The organism is Tenacibaculum amylolyticum (assembly GCF_964511145.1).
Classification (GTDB): Bacteria; Bacteroidota; Bacteroidia; order Flavobacteriales; family Flavobacteriaceae; genus Polaribacter; species Polaribacter amylolyticum.
In genome coordinates, this window is sequence record NZ_CAZEFZ010000008.1 from 114,467 (window position 1) to 133,004 (window position 18,538).

The 18,538-nt window shown below is 30.1% G+C and carries 21 protein-coding genes; 6 read left to right on the forward strand and 15 right to left on the reverse strand.

Annotated elements, in window-relative coordinates; genetic code table 11:
- Positions 1–21: 21 nt before the first annotated feature.
- The 13 genes from ACKTTC_RS04450 to ACKTTC_RS04510 form a co-directional block, all read right to left on the reverse strand.
- Positions 22–321 (reverse strand): DUF1905 domain-containing protein, encoded by a 300-nt coding sequence (locus tag ACKTTC_RS04450; RefSeq protein WP_408038636.1) that lies wholly within the window; start codon positions 319–321, stop codon positions 22–24.
- A 6-nt stretch (positions 322–327) separates the two neighbouring features.
- Positions 328–1,830: a T9SS type A sorting domain-containing protein gene (locus ACKTTC_RS04455; protein WP_408038597.1), complete on the reverse strand. Its 1,503-nt coding sequence runs from the start codon at positions 1,828–1,830 to the stop codon at positions 328–330.
- Positions 1,831–1,940: 110 nt separating this feature from the next.
- Positions 1,941–2,570, reverse strand: a complete 630-nt coding sequence (locus ACKTTC_RS04460; RefSeq protein WP_408038598.1) for an acyloxyacyl hydrolase — start codon at positions 2,568–2,570, stop codon at positions 1,941–1,943.
- 59 nt (positions 2,571–2,629) lie between these two features.
- A complete protein-coding gene (locus tag ACKTTC_RS04465; RefSeq protein ID WP_408038599.1) occupies positions 2,630–3,895 on the reverse strand; it encodes a gliding motility protein GldB-related protein in 1,266 nt (421 codons plus the stop codon).
- A gap of 155 nt (positions 3,896–4,050) precedes the next feature.
- On the reverse strand, positions 4,051–4,434 hold the full coding sequence (locus tag ACKTTC_RS04470) for a hypothetical protein (protein ID WP_408038600.1): 384 nt from the start codon (positions 4,432–4,434) through the stop codon (positions 4,051–4,053).
- Positions 4,435–4,446: 12 nt separating this feature from the next.
- Complete coding sequence (locus ACKTTC_RS04475) at positions 4,447–5,100, reverse strand: DUF6796 family protein (RefSeq protein WP_408038601.1); 654 nt, start codon at positions 5,098–5,100, stop codon at positions 4,447–4,449.
- A 179-nt stretch (positions 5,101–5,279) separates the two neighbouring features.
- Entirely contained in the window at positions 5,280–5,900 is a 621-nt protein-coding gene (locus tag ACKTTC_RS04480) for a hypothetical protein (protein WP_408038602.1), read from the reverse strand.
- Between the two features lie 99 nt (positions 5,901–5,999).
- The gene (locus ACKTTC_RS04485) at positions 6,000–6,440 is read right to left on the reverse strand and encodes a GNAT family N-acetyltransferase (RefSeq protein ID WP_408038603.1); all 441 of its coding nucleotides are present in this window, start codon (positions 6,438–6,440) and stop codon (positions 6,000–6,002) included.
- Positions 6,441–6,508: 68 nt separating this feature from the next.
- Positions 6,509–6,871, reverse strand: a complete 363-nt coding sequence (locus tag ACKTTC_RS04490) for a DoxX family protein (RefSeq protein WP_408038604.1) — start codon at positions 6,869–6,871, stop codon at positions 6,509–6,511.
- 4 nt (positions 6,872–6,875) lie between these two features.
- Positions 6,876–7,508, reverse strand: coding sequence for an NAD(P)H-dependent oxidoreductase (locus ACKTTC_RS04495; RefSeq protein WP_408038605.1), 633 nt, complete (start codon positions 7,506–7,508; stop codon positions 6,876–6,878).
- Positions 7,509–7,580: 72 nt separating this feature from the next.
- The gene (locus ACKTTC_RS04500) at positions 7,581–8,030 is read right to left on the reverse strand and encodes a MarR family winged helix-turn-helix transcriptional regulator (RefSeq protein WP_408038606.1); all 450 of its coding nucleotides are present in this window, start codon (positions 8,028–8,030) and stop codon (positions 7,581–7,583) included.
- A gap of 131 nt (positions 8,031–8,161) precedes the next feature.
- The gene (locus tag ACKTTC_RS04505) at positions 8,162–8,950 is read right to left on the reverse strand and encodes an amidohydrolase (protein ID WP_408038607.1); all 789 of its coding nucleotides are present in this window, start codon (positions 8,948–8,950) and stop codon (positions 8,162–8,164) included.
- Between the two features lie 6 nt (positions 8,951–8,956).
- Complete coding sequence (locus tag ACKTTC_RS04510) at positions 8,957–9,490, reverse strand: DUF2199 domain-containing protein (RefSeq protein ID WP_408038608.1); 534 nt, start codon at positions 9,488–9,490, stop codon at positions 8,957–8,959.
- A gap of 58 nt (positions 9,491–9,548) precedes the next feature.
- On the opposite strand from ACKTTC_RS04510, the gene ACKTTC_RS04515 reads away from it, so the two are divergent.
- Entirely contained in the window at positions 9,549–12,302 is a 2,754-nt protein-coding gene (locus tag ACKTTC_RS04515; RefSeq protein WP_408038609.1) for a PD-(D/E)XK nuclease family protein, read from the forward strand.
- A 238-nt stretch (positions 12,303–12,540) separates the two neighbouring features.
- Here ACKTTC_RS04515 and ACKTTC_RS04520 read toward each other — a convergent pair whose 3' ends face one another.
- Positions 12,541–13,071, reverse strand: coding sequence for a GNAT family N-acetyltransferase (locus ACKTTC_RS04520; protein ID WP_408038610.1), 531 nt, complete (start codon positions 13,069–13,071; stop codon positions 12,541–12,543).
- 171 nt (positions 13,072–13,242) lie between these two features.
- On the opposite strand from ACKTTC_RS04520, the gene ACKTTC_RS04525 reads away from it, so the two are divergent.
- The 3 genes from ACKTTC_RS04525 to ACKTTC_RS04535 are packed head-to-tail and all read left to right on the forward strand — an operon-like array spanning position 13,243 to position 15,921.
- Positions 13,243–14,430: a phosphoglycerate kinase gene (locus ACKTTC_RS04525; RefSeq protein WP_408038611.1), complete on the forward strand. Its 1,188-nt coding sequence runs from the start codon at positions 13,243–13,245 to the stop codon at positions 14,428–14,430.
- 6 nt (positions 14,431–14,436) lie between these two features.
- Positions 14,437–14,877, forward strand: a complete 441-nt coding sequence (locus ACKTTC_RS04530; RefSeq protein WP_408038612.1) for a hypothetical protein — start codon at positions 14,437–14,439, stop codon at positions 14,875–14,877.
- Positions 14,878–14,880: 3 nt separating this feature from the next.
- Positions 14,881–15,921, forward strand: a complete 1,041-nt coding sequence (locus ACKTTC_RS04535) for an NADP(H)-dependent aldo-keto reductase (protein WP_408038613.1) — start codon at positions 14,881–14,883, stop codon at positions 15,919–15,921.
- Between the two features lie 94 nt (positions 15,922–16,015).
- On the opposite strand, the gene trpS is transcribed toward ACKTTC_RS04535, so the two are convergent.
- Positions 16,016–16,984 (reverse strand): tryptophan--tRNA ligase, encoded by a 969-nt coding sequence (gene trpS, locus ACKTTC_RS04540; RefSeq protein ID WP_408038614.1) that lies wholly within the window; start codon positions 16,982–16,984, stop codon positions 16,016–16,018.
- Positions 16,985–17,128: 144 nt separating this feature from the next.
- On the opposite strand from trpS, the gene ACKTTC_RS04545 reads away from it, so the two are divergent.
- Together ACKTTC_RS04545 and trhA are read left to right on the forward strand one after the other, a co-directional pair.
- A complete protein-coding gene (locus tag ACKTTC_RS04545) occupies positions 17,129–17,917 on the forward strand; it encodes a lysophospholipid acyltransferase family protein (RefSeq protein ID WP_408038615.1) in 789 nt (262 codons plus the stop codon).
- The gene (trhA, locus tag ACKTTC_RS04550; protein ID WP_408038616.1) at positions 17,892–18,536 is read left to right on the forward strand and encodes a PAQR family membrane homeostasis protein TrhA; all 645 of its coding nucleotides are present in this window, start codon (positions 17,892–17,894) and stop codon (positions 18,534–18,536) included. The genes ACKTTC_RS04545 and trhA overlap by 26 nt, the downstream gene beginning before the upstream one ends.
- Positions 18,537–18,538 lie beyond the last annotated feature (2 nt).

Here is an 18,538-nt window from a genome sequence, read left to right on the forward strand (position 1 = left end):
CTATTAAGGTTGCTTTTTTGTTTAAATTTTAATTTGTACAATTATAGTATCGTTGATCGCTAACTTTTCTTTTTTTCGAACTTCAGCCTTTAATGGCAATAAATAAGTGTCTTGTTTTGTGTCGAACCAAATAGCAGTTTCCCACAAAAAACTATTAATTGTTGCCGTGGCTTTCATTCTTCCCCATCCTTCTTCTAATTGACTGTTATACATTCGTATTTCTTTTGAAATATCTTTAGGTAAAGAAACAAAATGCCAACCACCAGTTTCTCCATGTTTCCAAATTTTTGCTGAAAACTGATATGTTATTTTAGATTCTATAACTTATTATACTTTTTTTAATAAGAATTTTTTACTTATAATTCCTTTATTAGTTTGAATTTTTATAAAATAGACATTTGTATTAATAGCCTTGGTTAAATGAATTTTAGAGAAATCAGATTCTAGCACATCGACATTGATTTCTTGACCTAAAGAGTTATATAAATTAACTTTACTTATAGAAATATTATTAGATTTTATATATAATTTATCTTCATTTAAATAAAGGCTTACTTTAAATTCATTTAAATTAATAACATCTAAAGTAGAATTCATATTAAAAACTTTAAAATATTCATCAGTAGCATCATTTCTAGAAGTACCTACTCCTATTAAATTTCCTTGTTCATTAATAGTAATCGAAAGCCCTAACTTATCACCATTTGACTCTCCTATTATTGGGTTTTCTTTTAATTTCCAGTCGTTATTTGAAAACTCAAATAATTCGACCTTTCCTTTATTATTATCGAAACCAATACTACCTACTAGAATTTTACTTCCATCGTTATTTATTTGAACTGCACTTCCTAATCTATCACCATTAGAGTTACCTATGATTGAACTTCCCTTTTTTATCCATTGAGAGTTAATATAATTATAGACTTCTACTTTACCTGAATTTTCACTATTTTGATCATCTGATAAAGCACCAACAACTATAGTATTACCATCTTCACTTATAGCAACATCTCCTCCAAATAAATTTGAAGGTTGATTGCCAATAATGTCAGTTCCTTTTTGAACCCAATTATTATTGATAAAAGTAAATATTTTAACTACTCCGTTTATTCCTGAATTTCCATTTGTATATATACCAGGGCCGCCTGCAACTAAGGTGTTACCAGAACCGTTTAAAGAAACATCATATCCCAAATTAGTATAATCTTGAGTTCCATTTATAAGGCTTCCTACTTGTACCCAATCATTTGTGTTTTGGTCAAAATCGAAAATAATAATATTACCTCGATGAAAACCACTAGATTGAGAAGCTGGTGTTCCAATAGCTATTCTATCTCCAGAGCCATTAAAACTAACACTGTTTCCAGTGAAGTAGTCATCTATTCCGTTGGTTAATATACTACCTTTCTGTTCCCAAAGTTGGGAAGTATCATTATATTCAAAAACCCATACAGATCCAGATTGAAAACCATAAAAGTCACTTAATACTGCACCTATAGCGATCAAGTTACCATCAGTACTTAATGATATTGAATGTCCAAATTTGTTTCCTGTATCTCTGCCTAGAATATCGTTACCCTTTTGTGTCCATTCATTTGTGGCATTATTAAGCTCAAAAACTCTTACGAGTCCAGAACTATTCCCGTTCATTGTATCCGTTTGATCTGCAGCAACAGCAATAATATTCCCTTGAGCGTTCATTTCAATGGTAGAGCCAAATCTTTCATCATTTTGAGTACCATAAATTGTTGCCCCTAATTGAGTTTGCGCATTTGAGTATATAGAATAAAAAGCAGCCAAAAGTATGGCAAGAATTGCAGTTTTTTTCATAGCTATTTTTAAGTTTAAAAAAATAATTTTATTTGGATAAAGAGTATCTGACTTTTTCTTTATTCAAAATACAAAAATAAAAATATTATTTAAAATTAATTTTGAATAACTTATAAATTAAATAAAATACCCGATTCTATTCCAGCGCTATTATGTCCACTATTTGGAGTAGCAAAATCTAAATTAGAATTATGTCTCAATGTAAAGCGAAGATCAAAAACAATACGTTTTTGCTTCCAAGAAAAACCTAATCCCAATATGTCAGAAAAAGCAAATCCTTTCTTTAAGCGTTCAGTATCTGCTGCAGAAATCATAGGGCCAACACTACCTTGAACATATGAACTAAAGTTTTTAAAGAGTGCATAACGAACAATAATTCCTAGATTTAAAGTATACTCATTAAAGCTTCTTTTTTGTGTGTAAAGCTCGCGTAACTCTAAGTAATTTGGTGTCTCAGGACGAACAAATTGCTCATTTAACAATTGATATTTCACAAAATAAATACTAGGTTCTATAGTTAATTCGTATTTCCATCTATTTTTCTCCGAGAGTAAATAATTCACTTGAAATTTTAAAAAATGATTGTCATAAGTATAATCAGGATCGTTTAAAATAAAATTATTTTGTGAAGCTTGTCCGTAATTTAAACCAATTAACAACCTATGATTTTTACTTTCTTGAGAAGATGAAATGTGATAAATAAATAGAAAAAAGTAGAGTAAATAAACATGCAATTTCATGAAAGCAAGTAACAATTAAATTTTTAATTATCATATGATAACTTATATAGTTTGCATTATTATTTCATTGCATCTAATTTCTTCTCCCATTTACTATCAGCTAAAAATTGTTTATAATCTTGAATATGTAACATGTTGTATATAGCTTGCTTTTTATTGTTGGCATTTTCATAATAAGATTTGCATATTTGATATCCAATCCAATATCCTAAGTCAGGATAACTGTCTGCGGAAACAGTATTGTAATTGGCAATCCAATTATTATAACGATCTTTATACATGTCTTTTGTAAACTTTTCCCAGATCATTTTTTCTTTTCCTTTAGCCCATTGATATATTTTTTCATTAGCTGTTTTACCGCTAATCAACTCTCCAATAAAATCGGCCATACCTTCTTGAATAGCATACTTAAGTGTAATTTTTTCATTCTTTAAACCATCCTGTTGAAAGTGAATTAGCTCATGAGCAACTACATGGGGAAGCGTTTCAGATTTATTAATTCTCAATTTATTAACTACTTCTTCTGTATTTACACCATCTCCATCACTCATTTGGTTGGTTCCAATAAGTAATCCTTCTGGAGAAACTGTTCCTCCACTAGTAAATGCACCAATTACAAAGTATACATCAGGGAATTTCGCTTCAGCATATAATTGTTTAAAGTTTCGAAAGCTTTGTAGTATCTCATCTTTATATTCATCGACTTTTAAAGTATTTGGTCTTATGGTTTGATATAATTTTGGATGTGCATTAAGATGTGCTATAAATTGTGCTATTGATTTTACTTTTAGTCCCATATAATCTTCCATTCCATTGCTAGCCTTATCAAAATAATTCTTTTTATAGATATTATAAGCATTAGAAGTGTCTTTAGCAACTAAATCATATGCTTTCCAAAAGTTATGCACATCTTTAGTTATAATTTTAGCTAAGTTGGGGTTGTCATTTAATGATTTGGTAGTTGTCTTATTTATTAGTGTTTCCCATTTAGGATTATTATGTAAAGCTGCCAAATCAGAATCATTTATAAGATGTGTTTTATATTTAAAACCATTGGTTATTGCTTTATCTAATAAAATAAAAGAGCTGTCTACTTTATTTTGTGAAGCTAAAGCGCGAGCTGCCATATATAATGCAATTGATTTATTCCTTTTGAAATAAGAGATGTCAGCTAATTGTAGATATTTACTTGTTGCTTTTTCATAATTTTTAGTTTTATAATACTCTTTAGCTTCTTTTTCTATAGATGAAATATCTGTTTTATTTTGTGCATTTAATTGAAGTATACAACCCGTTAAGAGTAGAATGCAAATTATTTTTTTCATAAAATTGGGGTATGTTTTCTTTAAAGACCATAGCGCATTTTTTTTGTTACATATAACAATCAAAATTTAACTTTCTATTGTTAGTTTAAACTTTATAAATATAGATGTGTTTAAATTATGTGTTTGATAACTAGTTGGTAAAATGAGATGAGTGATTACTTTTCCTTTATTATTTTGTAAATAATTGCATAGTCTCCCTTTCTACTTTGCTGCAAATAATTATCATCGCAGATATCCCATACTCCATTTTTAAAAGCTACTTCAACGGTAATTTTCTTAGTTTCTTTTTTATTTTTTGCTAAGAAAGTCTCAAGATCTTGACGTCTAATTTTACTTTCACAAAACTTTACATAAAACCCTTTAGTAGCGTGTTGTATGTAGAGTTCTTTTTTGTCTGTGGTTATACCGTTTTTCTTAGTAAAGTTTTTATAAAATACTGGAACTGTAATTGTACGTTTATTCTCTTGAGATGTTGAACATGTTATGTTACAAATAACAAACAAAACAGTAAAAAAATAAATCTTGGTCATATTTTTCATAATAAAATATTCTTAAATTTTTTTGTTCCATAAAGCAATAGTAGAAGCTGTAAAAAAGAGCACTAAAATTAAGTTTAAATAGCCTCCGCATATTACAATCCATATGCTTCCAGATAAATTGTTACAGATGCTACTCTGCATTAAAAAAGGAGTTAAAGGAAAGAAGAGGATCATCCATCTAGGGTATAATGTTTTTCTCTTCCAAACTAGAATAATGAATAAGACAGATAAGATCCCGAAGATTGGATAAACAAATAACCGTAAAATGGAATTTGCTTCATTAGCAAGAGAAACGGTTTCATTAATATTTAAGTTGTTTTCTATAGCTAATTTTGCTGATGAAGCAATGGCAATATAAGCACCATGAATAACGCCATAAGCTATAAAAATAGCTCCAAAACAACCCAATACAATATTTCTAAAAATGGGTTTGCTAGGTTTAAAAGCGTGATAAACTTGTCCTACACCTAGTACTAAAAACCAAGCAGCAAATAATGCAGTAACACCACTAGCAACAATTCTATTATTAGATGCATTACCCATGTTTTCAATAAGGTTTGTATTAGAAGAATGATAATAAAACAACATATCTCCAATGAATAAGGTAAGTCCACCTAAAATTCCAAATAGCCCAAAAACTCTAACCCAAAATTGTTGTGTCTTCATTACGTTTAATTAAGAATGTTTAATAGTTACTTTGGAGTTTTAAGGTACTAATTTTTGAGTTAAAAGAAATTTTATCATTCGGAATTCAAAACTAATAACAAAGCGTAAAGCCTTTTTTTAGCGTAAAAAAGAGGGCTTTTGCCCTCCTTTGATAAAATTAATTATTCTGTATGATTTTGTTACTTTTCATTTTTTGAAGAGGTAGCAATTAAAGATTCAGAATAGTTTTCTAATCTGTTAATTTGATTAAAGAGTGTAGCTACTTTTTTAGAATGATGAATGTTTTTATTGTCAATAGATAGCTCAAAATCATCAATCCAAACTTTACCTTTTCCTTTAAGTGTTACTCCAAATGTGAAATAATCATATTTTAAAGGTTCTGTTAAATCAATCATTATTTCAAACTTAGTCCAATCATTAGTGCCAGAAATATATTTGTTTGCATATGCTCCATTATGATCAGCTCTAGTCCAAAATTCTACGTGTTTAACTCCTTTCGTTTTTATATAAGCAGTTACTTTTAGTTGTTTTCCTTTATGAATTGCTGGTATATAAGATAGTAACGATGTTTTTTTATTTCTTTTATGTTCTAAAGAAACAGCTTTATTACCATTTTTTACTATTGAATTATCAAACTCAATAAACTTTTCATTTTTATTTGGAAAAACTTTCCAGTCTTTAGGTTTTCCATTCTCTACGATTTCAAAATCAAGATTCAATTTGTCAGTAGTCGATTTTTGAGAATAAGAAAAGACGGTATTAAAAATAAACAGTGCAGATAAAATTTTATATATATCCATAATATTAATTATTTGTTATTATGGATTAAAATTGAATAAAATATAGTGTAATTAATTGTAGTATTTGGACATTAACTGTTATTAATGAGTATTTAACGTTTATTTAGTAGACATTTTCATTAAATAAAGATCGAAGTTTTTTGCCCAATAATCTTTTTCAACTTTTACGAGTTCGAAACCCATTTTTTCATAGAATTTATAAACTACTTGAGAGGTTCGAACTATTATGGTTTCAATATTTGTATGTTGTTTTATGTGATTAATTCTAAATTGAACAAGTTCTTTTCCAATTCCTTTTCCATGAGATGCAGGGTCAATCATGTCCCATGAAATTCGAGCAAGCTTTTCATCAGGGAAGTAGTTGATTCCTCCAGCACCAATAATCTCATGGTTTTGTTCGTAAACAAAATAATCCTCTAACTCGTTTTCTAAATAATCTGTATAATCAGATTGCTCAGAAGGATCAAAATACTGAGGAATGTTTTTCTTTAATAGGTCAATTACTTTTAGTTTATCGTTAGTTGAATATTTTCGGATCATGATGTTTTAATATCTCTTAATTATTGGCTCAATATCTCAAAAAAAAGGAGTTGTAAAAACTCCTTTCTTTAAGAATATAGTTTACGATTGTACACATAAGATACAATAAGTAATGTTAAAGCTACTAAAGAAGGATAATATCCACCATCATTTATATTCATATGTGCAGAAGCTCCTAATAATAAGTTAAACGTAAAACCTGCATAGGCCCATTCTTTTAATGTTTTAGATTTGTTAGACCAAATAGCAATTAAACCTAACACTTTTAGAATACCCAAAGGATATATTAAATATGTAGGGTATTTTAAAGTGGTAAACATTCCTTTTACCATTTCGTGATTAAAAAAATATTGAAATACTCCCATTAAAATCAGAGCTGATAGTATTCCTGTAACAGCTCTATAAATAATTACATCTCTTTTATTCATCATCTTATTAATTAATTTCTAATACAAAGTTTTCTCTTGTTTTACGGACTTTAGGTAAATCTGCCATTTTCTCTTCAGACGATCTATAACCTACTGGTAGTATAACAACAGGCAAAAGATTTTTATCCTTTAACTCTAATAACTCTTGATATTGTATAGGATCAAAACCTTCCATTGCACAAGAGTCTATTTTAAGATCTGCTGCAGCTGCCATTACAGTTCCTAAAGCTATATATGCTTGCTTAGTTGCCCATGTAATTTTAGCTTCTTCGTCCATCATAGTAAGATAATTTGTCATTGATTGTTTATAACCTTCTAAACTATCATTTGTTACACCTCTTACTTCTATTACTCTATTAATATAGTTATCAATAGCACTTTCATTAATATTAGTATCAACGGCAAAAACAAGTATATGAGAAGCTTGGGCAACCTGTTGTTGATTGTATGATATAGGTACTAACTTTTTTTGTAACTCTTCATTACTTAACACTACTATTTTAAAAGGTTGCAAGCCCATTGAAGTAGCTGTTAAGTTCCCAGCTTCAATAAGTTTTTCTAAATCTTGCTCTTCTATTTTTTTTGAAGTATCGTAATTTCTTACAGATGCTCTCCATTTCAATGATTCTATTAAATCCATTTTATAGTTGTTTTAATTATTTGTTATTTTTTATGTAAATATTTTTCATGAAAAATATTTGTTTAAATTTTTTTACGACCTCATTCTATCTAAAATATCACTAAAAAGTCTAGCTTCCTCTTCAGTAATTTTTTCTATAAAATCCATGTGGCTTGTATTTTCAGATTCATCTATCTCTTTTAATAATTCCAATCCTTTTTCAGTAATAGATAGAAAAACAATACGTCTGTCAGTTTCGCTTCTTTTTCTTTCTACTAAGCCTTTAGTCAATAATTTATCGGATAGTCGTGTGGCATTAGGAAATTTATCTACCATCAATGATTTAATATCATTCATGCTTACCCAATCTTTAGCGCCTCTCAAGATTCTTAAAATATTAAATTGTTGCTCAGATATTTGATAAGGTTTTAAAAACTCTATGAATTGTTTTTTAAACCAATTTGAAGTAAACATCAAATTGGCTACAAACCTATGTTTATCATTAGCAAAATTCGTTTTTATTTCTTCGTCTATACTAGCCATTATATTATTTTGACATGACAAAAGTATAAAAAATATTTTACATGTAAAATATTTTCATGTGTAATAGAAAAAAATACTAGTCAATGAAAAGAAAAAGTAAGATATTCAAGTATAGTAGGAGAGGAAAATCATTATCTGAATTCAAAAACGTCTTTATCATTTAAAAAACCTAATTTTTCTCTAATAGAATTTTGTTCGTTTTTATGTACTGTTAAAGTTATGGCAGTTTCGTCTTCGTTATTTTCTTTAGATAAAGCATTTCCTAAAGCATCAACAACAATAGAATGTCCAACATAATCGTAATCGTTTCCATCTTTACCAATTCTATTCACGCCAATAGTATAACTCATATTTTCAATAGCTCGTGCTTTCAGTAGTGCGTCCCAAGCAGCAACTCTTTTCTCTGGCCAACTAGCAATATAAATTAGCAAATCGTAGTTCTCTACATTTCTTGCCCAAACAGGAAAACGTAAATCGTAACAAATAAGCGGACAAATTTTCCAATCTTTATAAGTAACAATTAACTTTTGAGTTCCAGCAGTATAAGTTTCATGCTCTTTTGCCAAGGTAAATGTATGACGTTTATCATAAAACTCAATAGCACCAGAAGGGAAAACAAACAATAATCTATTACAATAAACAGTATTATTATTGGTAATTACTTTTATAATAATACTTCCAACTACAGCAGCCTCCTTTTGTTGTGCCATATTTTTCATCCATGCTACAGTTTCTCCATCCATTGTTTCTGCTAAAGCAGATGCATTCATAGAAAATCCAGTAGAAAACATTTCAGGAAGTATAATCAAATTTGTAGTAGAAGGTAATTCCTCAATTTTTTTTGTGAAATACGCAAGATTTTCAGTAGGATTTTCCCAAACTAAATTGGCTTGTAATAAAGAAATTTGTAGTGTGTTCATGATAGTTTATGAGTTTTTGAGCATTCTATGTATTCTTTTCTCAGCTTCTTCTTTAGTAATTCCATTGTAATAATCTTTAACAAATGGATGATCGAAATCTTCATGAGGAAAAATTTCAGGTCTTTCATTTCCAAGTTTAGTTACAACAGTAGTTGGAATATTTTCTTTGAAATTATAATCAGGTAAAAGATTGGCTAACCAACCGAAATATTTTTCCTCGTGATTTGAGTTTTTATAATTATCAGAATAATTGATAAAGCTTTTTTCACTTAATGAAACCCACAGACCATATTCCAAAGTATCATCGTAATCAATTATTCTTTGTTTTAAAACAACTCTTATAAATCTGTCAGTTTGATCAGGATAATCAATAGTGCAAAAATCACTATTAAGCGTTGCAATTGTATTTTTTTCTTTTTCATCTAAGTTGAAATAGCTAGAAGGTGAATTGTAAGCTAATGCAGGCCACACTTCATGAATTTCTCCACATTCTGAGCAAATATAATTGTCCTTTTTATTTTTCTTTTTTCTCCAAAACATGTTTTAAACTTCACTAGTCTTAATATCAAAAATAACATAATTATTGTACTTTAGACCTATGCAAACGTTTATTCAGGAAACCATTCAAGACATTTTAAAAACTACACAATCTTTCGAGAATGTAACCTTTGTGTTACCATCGAATCGTGCAGGAGTTTTTGTAAAACAAGCGCTAAAAAATGAGCGAGTTACTGGTTTTTTACCTGAAATATTAAACATAGAAGAATTCACAGAAAAAGTATCGGGAATACGAAAAGTAGATAGCATTCAATTGTTATTTTACTTCTATAAAATTTACAAAGAATTAGAGCAAAAGCCAGATACATTTGACGTTTTTTCTTCTTGGGCATTTACCGTTTTACAAGATTTTAATGAAATCGATCAGCATTTAGTAGACACTAGAGAGGTATTTGTATACATAAGAGATTTGCAACGTTTACGAAAATGGTCTGTAAAAGGAACATTTCAAGAAACGGAACTCATGAAAAATCATTTTGCTTTTACAGAAAGGCTGAATGAATATTACGATGCATTGTATGAGTTTTTAGTAGCAAATAAAATTGGATACCAAGGATGCATGTACAGAGAAGCTGTAAAAAAGCTAGATATCTTTATAGATAAAATAAAAGAAGAAAAATACTTTTTTATAGGTTTTAATGCTTTAAATAAAGCAGAAGAATTACTGATAAAAAAAATGCTAGACCAAGGAAATACAGAAGTATATTGGGATATAGATGAAGCATTTTTATATTCAAATCACCAAGCAGGAAGTTTTGTAAGGAAATATAAAACCTCTTGGAAATATTATCAACAAAACGAATTAAAACTAATAGGGAATTGGTTTGCGGGTTCTAAAAACATACAAGAAATAGGAGCGGCAAAGAATATTTCGCAAATGAAATATGTAGGTGAATTGCTTTCTAAAATGCCAAGTCATAGCAATACGGCTTTGGTGTTAGCAGATGAAACATTACTACCGATTACCTTAAATTCTTTACCAGAAAATGTAGCTTCTATAAATATAACCATGGGATATCCGTTAAAAGATATGCCATTAACCAGTTTGTTTTTAGCAGCGTTTCAATTATTTATTTCTCAAGAAAAATTACAGAAAAAAGCAACCAATCAATTTTATTATAAAGATGTAGTTAAGCTATTAAAACAACCTTTAATTCATCGCTTGTTATTAGTAGAAGAAGAATCTATTTCAGATACGATTACTACAACCATTTTTAAAGAAAATTACACGTTTGTAACTAAGGAATATCTAACACCTTTCTTAGAAAAAACGACAGCAGAAATTAAAGAGTTGGTCGAAAGTCTTTTTACAAGTTTTAAAACTATAGATGAATTTTTACAGCGAATACTACAACTAATAGATCGTTTAAAAACCATAGTAGAAGGTTTAGAAAAAGAATTTTTATTCCGTTACTATACAGCGTTTACACAATTACAAAACTTACAATTAGAATTTGGGTATTTTTCTGATTTAAAAACATTATTTCAGTTTTTTAAACAATTAATTTCTTCTGAAAACCTTTCCTTTCAAGGAGAACCGTTAGAAGGTTTACAATTAATGGGAATGTTAGAAACACGTTTGTTAGATTTCGAGAATATTATCATAACCTCTGTAAATGAAGGCGTTTTTCCCGCCAATAGCAAACAGACTTCTTTTATTCCTTTTGATGCAAAAACATATTATGGTTTGCCAACATATAGAGAAAAAGATGCTATTTTCTCGTATCACTTTTTCCGACTTTTACAAAGAGCTAAAAATGTGTATTTATTATACAATACAGAAAGTGATGCTTTTGGAGGTGGAGAAAAAAGCAGGTTTTTAACACAACTGTCTATTTTAAAAGAAGGAATAACCAATACAATTGTAAGTCCAAAAGTAATTTCTGATACTACAATTACGAAAGAAGTCAGCAAAAACGATAATGTATTAGAACGATTAAAAGAATTGGCAACCAAGGGAATTTCTCCTTCTGCATTAACCAATTATTTATACAATCCAATTGCTTTTTATAAAAGTAAAGTATTAAAAATACGTGAGTTTGACGATATAGAAGAAGAAGTTGCTTTTAATACATTAGGAACCGTAGTGCACGAAACGCTTAGAGAAATGTATGAGCCTTTTATTGGTAAATTCTTACAGCGTACAGATGTGGAAGCAATGAAGAAGGAAACAGATACGTTGGTTAAAAAATACTTCTCAGAATACTTTAGAAATGGAGATATTTCTTCAGGGAAAAACCGATTGATTTTTGAAGTAGCTGTTCGGTTTGTAAATAATTTTTTACAGCAAGAAACAACACTGCTAAAAGACGAAAACAATCAGTTGAAAATTATTGATGTAGAAAAAGATTACAAAGCGTTTATTGATATTGAAGGAATTGATTTTCCAATTAAAATTCATGGTCAGGTAGATAGAGTAGATGAATTAAACGGTGTAATTCGTATTATAGATTATAAAACAGGCTTGGTAAAAGAATCGGATTTAAAAGTAGCAAACTTGGAAGAGATCTGTGATTTTAAATACAGTAAAGCAATTCAAGTTATGTTATATGCATTTATGTATACAAGTATGGAAAAAGTACCTGAAGGGAAATCTATAGAAGCAGGAATTGTATCGTTTAAAAGATTACAATCAGGCTTTATGAAGCTAAACTTTTCTGAAAAATATAGAGGAAAAGATCATGACGTAACACCAGAAAGAATTACTGAATTCATAGATCAAATAAAGATATTGGTTAAAGAAATTTATAATCCAGAAGTAGCTTTTGTAGAGCCTAGTGAGTTACCTTTTTAAATCAATGTTTATCATCACGATTGAGGTGACTGAGCGCTCCCTGAGTTAGACCGAAGGGAAGTTGAAGGTATATAAGAAGCAATCTTTCTCTTAGAAAAATAGATTGCCACAAAAACGTCACCGTATTCCGTTTTTTCGCAATGACAATTATTTTTTACGTCATCACGAGGAATTTATGACGAAGTGATCTTTATATTTAAGAGGATATTATTCTATTTGTAATAACGTATTTTTTTAATCAAACCTCCAAACGTACAATTTTCCATAATTGATTTCCAGATTCATATTCGTAGACCTCCGTAAAACCAATTGCAGTATGTGCTTGAACAGAGCGTGTGTTTAAGGCATCAATTTCAGTAATAATACTTGAATATTTTCCTGTAAATACTTCTTTCATTTTTGCGTACAAACCTCTAAAAATCCCTTTGCCACGATATTCTTTATCAATACATACTTGTCCCATAAGTATAAAATTAGGATCCAAAGAAAGTTTCTCTAATTCTCGAAACATTGGAATTAAAACAGGAACTTCCTCTTTAAAACTTTTCGACATAGATAATGCATAACCAATAACGCTATTGTCTGATACCGCAATAATATGTGGATGTACTTCGTGCATTTTTTTCAATATTGAAAAATCGTGTTTTACCGTGACAAAACCTTGTGTTTGTTTTTCCTGTTCAGTTAGGTTTTTAGGTAAATTTTGCTGCTGTAATGCGAGGATTTCACGTAGTTCTATATCGAATGTAGTGGTTTTAAATACAGTCATTTTATAATGAATTAGGATATATTAAAGATACAAAATAGAGCAGTAGCTCTTTAATCAAACGTTTTCGTTGTTAAAATCAATAAATAAGCGTTTTTGCGAGCAATTTTTCTAATTCAGATTACTTATTTTTGTTAGCAAATCAAGGAAAAGCAAACTTCTAAAACTTAACAAATGAAAACAATTAACGATTTTAATTTTGAAGATAAAAAAGCATTAATCCGTGTAGACTTTAATGTGCCATTAAACGATGAATTTCAAGTAACAGACGATACTCGAATTCAGTCGGCAAAATCTACTATAATTAAAGTTTTAGAAGATGGAGGAAGCTGTGTGCTAATGTCGCATTTAGGCCGTCCAAAAGGAGTTGAAGAAAAATATTCTTTAAAGCATATTGTAGATAAAGTAAGTGAAGTAATAGGAGTGCAAGTAAAGTTTGTAGAAGATTGTGTAGGAGCTGTTGTAGAAGAAGTTGTGGCAAATTTAAAGAGTGGTGAAATCTTATTGTTAGAGAACTTACGTTTCCATCCAGAAGAAAAAGCAGGAGATATAAACTTTGCAGAGCAATTATCTAAGTTAGGAGATATTTATGTAAACGATGCTTTCGGTACAGCACACAGAGCACATGCATCTACAGCTGTAATAGCACAATTTTTTCCAGAGCACAAATGTTTTGGAAACCTATTAGCAAAAGAAATAGAGAGTATCGATAAAGTTTTAAATAACTCAGAAAAACCAGTAACAGCTATTTTAGGAGGAGCTAAAGTTTCTTCTAAAATTGATGTGATTGAAAATATTATTGAAAAAGTAGATCATATTATTATTGGAGGAGGAATGGCCTTTACGTTTGCAAAAGCATTAGGCGGAAGCATTGGAAACTCTTTAGTGGAGGACGATAAATTACAATTAGCGTTAGATATTTTAGAGAAAGCAAAAGCTAATAATACAGAAATTCACTTACCAGTAGATTCAGTTATTGCAGATAATTTTGCGAACGATGCAAATACGCAAATAGTAAATACTAGTGAGATTCCTGATGGTTGGATGGGCTTAGATGCTGGACCAAAAACATCTGAAAAATTTGCTGAAGTTGTAGCCAAATCAAAAACAATTTTATGGAACGGACCTTTAGGAGTTTTTGAAATGGAAAACTTTGCAAAAGGGACAATAGCATTAGGAGATGCAATTGCAGAAGCAACTAAAAATGGAGCATTTTCATTAGTAGGAGGAGGAGATTCTGTAGCAGCTGTAAAACAATTTGGTTTTGCAGATAAAGTAAGTTATGTATCTACAGGTGGTGGTGCCATGTTAGAAAGTTTAGAAGGAAAAACCTTACCAGGAATCGAAGCAATTTTGAAGTAATTTATCATGATAAAAAGATTCAGTTTTCTATTCCTTTTTCAAATTTGTTTTCATGTTTTTTCGCAAGACTTAACGTGTAAAGATTTCAAAAATGGAACATTTAAAGGAGAAACAATTGAGCCTATAAAATTAGAATGGGAAGTTATTCGTAAAGGAAATTCACAAATAGAAAAAGCAAAAGGAGTTCCTGAAGAATTCAAAAGTTTATTAGCAAAGATTCCATTAACAATGTATGGGAATCTTAAATGGGTTGGAGATTGTAGTTATATATTAACATACGATGCTTCAAAAGCTAAATTAACTGAGAGTCAAAAAACAATAAATACAATAGGAGGAGTATTTGTAGAGGTAACCAAAGTAGAAGGAAGAACTTTTTACTATAAATCTACTATGAAGTACAACGGTGAAGAAATAGTTACTACAGGGAAACTCTATAAAGAAAAATAAAAAATGAAATACACAACATTACCCAATACAGATGTAAAGGTTTCTAAAATTTGTTTAGGAACTATGACATGGGGAAGACAAAATACAGAAGCAGAAGGTTTTGAACAAATGGATTATGCCTTAGAACAAGGTGTGAACTTTTTCGATACAGCAGAATTATATGCAGTTCCTGCTACACCAGAAACGTATGGAGCTACTGAAAAAATCATTGGAAACTGGTTTAAAAAAACAGGAAATAGAGATAAAGTAGTTTTAGCTTCTAAAATTGCAGGAAGTGGAGATTATACAGCACATATCCGTTCAGGGAGATTTAGTCGAAAGAATATCTTGGAAGCTGTAGAAGGAAGTTTACAAAGATTACAAACAGATTATATCGATTTATACCAATTACATTGGCCAGATCGTGGTGTAAACTGTTTTGGAGTAAGAGATTATCCGTATAAAACATCTACAAAAGAGGTAGAAAGTCATTTAGAGATTTTAGAAACATTGAATGATTTAGTGAAAGAAGGAAAAATCAAACATGTTGGTTTATCTAATGAAACTCCTTGGGGAACGATGAAGTATTTGCAAACTGCAGAAGCGCATGGTTTACCAAGAATGGTTACTATTCAAAACTCATATTCATTAATTCACCGCGGTTATGAATATGGAATGTCAGAAGTTTCTTTACGTGAGAATATAGGATTATTAGCATACTCTCCATTAGCACAAGGAGTGTTGTCAGGAAAATATTTAAATGGAGGTCAGCCAGAAGGAGCTAGAGGAACGTTATTTCCACGTTTTATAGCACGTTATATGGGAGACGGATCTCAAGAAGCAGTAAAAGCTTATTTAGCAATTGCTGAGAAACACGGATTAACATTATCAGAATTATCTTTAGCATATATCAACCAATTACCATTTGTAACAAGTAACATTATTGGAGCTACAAAGATGGATCAGTTAAAAGAAAACATCAATTCTATTAATATTGAGTTGTCTGAAGAGATATTAAAAGAAATCGAAGCAGTACACGCTAGAATTCCAAATCCAGCGCCGTAAGGAATAGAAAGGATATAAAAACTAAAAAAACCGAAGCAATTTGCTTCGGTTTTTTTTATCTCTTCTCTAAAATCTCTTTTCTCTATTCTAAAAACTAATATCCAACTTTAGCACGTACTCTTTGTAAAACATCTTGTGCTACTTTTCTAGCTTTTTCAGCGCCAACAGCCAATGCTTCATCTATTTCATTACGATTTTCCATATAATGGTTGTATTTCGCTCTTACATCAGCAAACTTGTCAATAATCAATTCATATAAAGCTTGCTTTGCATGTCCATACCCATAATTTCCGCCTTCATAATTTGCACGCATTTCTGCAATCTGTTCTTCAGAAGCTAAAAGTTTATAAATCGCAAATACATTATCTGTATCTGGATTTTTTGGATCTTCTAATGGAGTACTGTCCGTTTCAATCTTCATAATTTGCTTACGTAACTTTTTGTCTGGTAAAAAGATGTTGATTACGTTATCGCGAGATTTACTCATCTTCTCCCCATCAATACCAGGAATTAACTGTGTAAACTCATTAATTTTTGCTTGTGGTGGTACTAATGTTTCACCAACAACATTGTTCAATCTATTAGCAACATCACGAGTCATCTCTAAATGTTGTAATTGATCTTTTCCAACAGGAACAATTTCAGCATCGTATAATAAAATATCTGCAGCCATTAACATTGGATAGGTAAATAATCCAGCATTTACATCTTCCAAACGATCTGCTTTGTCTTTAAAACTATGTGCTAAGGTTAAACGTTGATACGGATAAAAACAGTTTAAATACCAAGTTAACTCAGTTACTTCAGGAATATCACTCTGGCGATAGAAAACAGTTTTATTAATATCGATACCACAAGCCAACCATGTAGCAGCAGTACTATACGTGTTTTCGCGTAATTGATTACCATCTTTAATTTGCGTAAGCGAGTGCATATCTGCAATAAATAAAAACGATTCGTTTTCTGGCTGATTTGCCATTTCAATTGCAGGTAAAATAGCACCTAATAAATTTCCTAAGTGTGGAGTTCCTGTACTTTGTACACCAGTTAAGATCCTAGACATTTTGTAATATATTCTTTATTCGTAGGTGCTTTAAAGGAGAATCATTATCTGTTTCTAAAGCACCTTTTGTGATTTTTAAATTTATGAGCAAACAAAAGTAAGGTTTAAATCTATCAAACAAAAGAAATTACTACATTAGCCTATATGAAGTATATAAAAATTCCTTTGCTATTAATTTGGCGTGCTTGGTTTTATGTATTAATGTTTTTGGGAATTATTATCATGTCTCCCGTTTTAATAATTCTATCATCTAGCGAAAAATTATATCCTCGTTTTTGGAAGGTAGTACGTGTCTTTTCATACATCATTATTTATGGAATGGGATGCAGACTTAAAATAGAAAAAGAAGAAGAAATAGAAAAAGACCAGAGTTATGTTTTTTGCGCAAATCACACTTCATTTTTAGACATCTGGATTATGTGTATTTTGAGTAAAAACCCAGTTGTGTTTGTTGGAAAAAAGGAATTGGTTAAAATTCCAGTTTTTGGTTATTTCTATAAGCGAGTGGTTATTATGGTAGATAGAGGAGATGCAAATAGCAGGCGAAAAGTATATGGAAGAGCCAAAAAACGATTAACGAATGGAACCAGTGTTGCTATTTATCCAGAAGGATTGGTACCAGATGAAGGAGTAATTTTAGCGCCTTTTAAAAACGGAGCTTTCAGTTTAGCAATAGAACATCAAATTCCTATTGTACCTCAAGTGTATTTTGATTGTAAACGCTCTTTCTCATGGAATGTATTTAGAGGAGGGCCAGTAACGTTACGTGTTAAGCAGTGTAAGTTCATTCCAACAAAAGGCTTAACTTTAGAGAATCGTATACAACTTAAAAAAGAAGCATTTGATTTAGTGTATGAAGAATTATCGAATGACGAATTGTATATGAAACATACAAACGAGATGAAGCATGAAAGAACAAGCATTAACAGCTGATTATAGTAGAAAAGAAGAACGTTTAAATATTCTTACACACGCATTTGGGTTCTTAGCGAGCCTTGTAGCGTTTCCTTTTTTAATTATAAAATCGTACTGCTTTATTCCATTTTGGGAAAGAGCTAGTTTTATCATCTTTGGATTTAGTTTGTTATTGTTATACGCTGCTTCAACCTTATATCATAAAGCAATAGATCCAGTAAAAAGAGCTAAGCTAAAAGTATTTGATCATGCTGCAATTTTTGTGCTTATAGCTGGTACATATACTCCCTTTTGCTTAGTAGCTTTAGGAAATACTAGTATTGGTTGGAATATGTTTTTTGCCGTGTGGTCGTTTGCACTTATTGGGATTGTTTTTAAGCTTTTCTTTACAGGGAAGTTTAAACATGTATCTACTGTAATGTATGTATTAATGGGATGGTTAGTTATGTTTTTTATTAAAACTTTACTGGAAAATTTATCTGAAGAAAGTGCTTTTTATTTAATTGCTGGTGGAGTGTTTTATACAATAGGAGCTATTTTGTACTCTATTAAAAGAATTCCATACAATCATGCTATTTTCCATGTCTTTGTGTTATTAGGAAGCTTTAGTCACTTTTGGGCCATATATTCTATGTAATG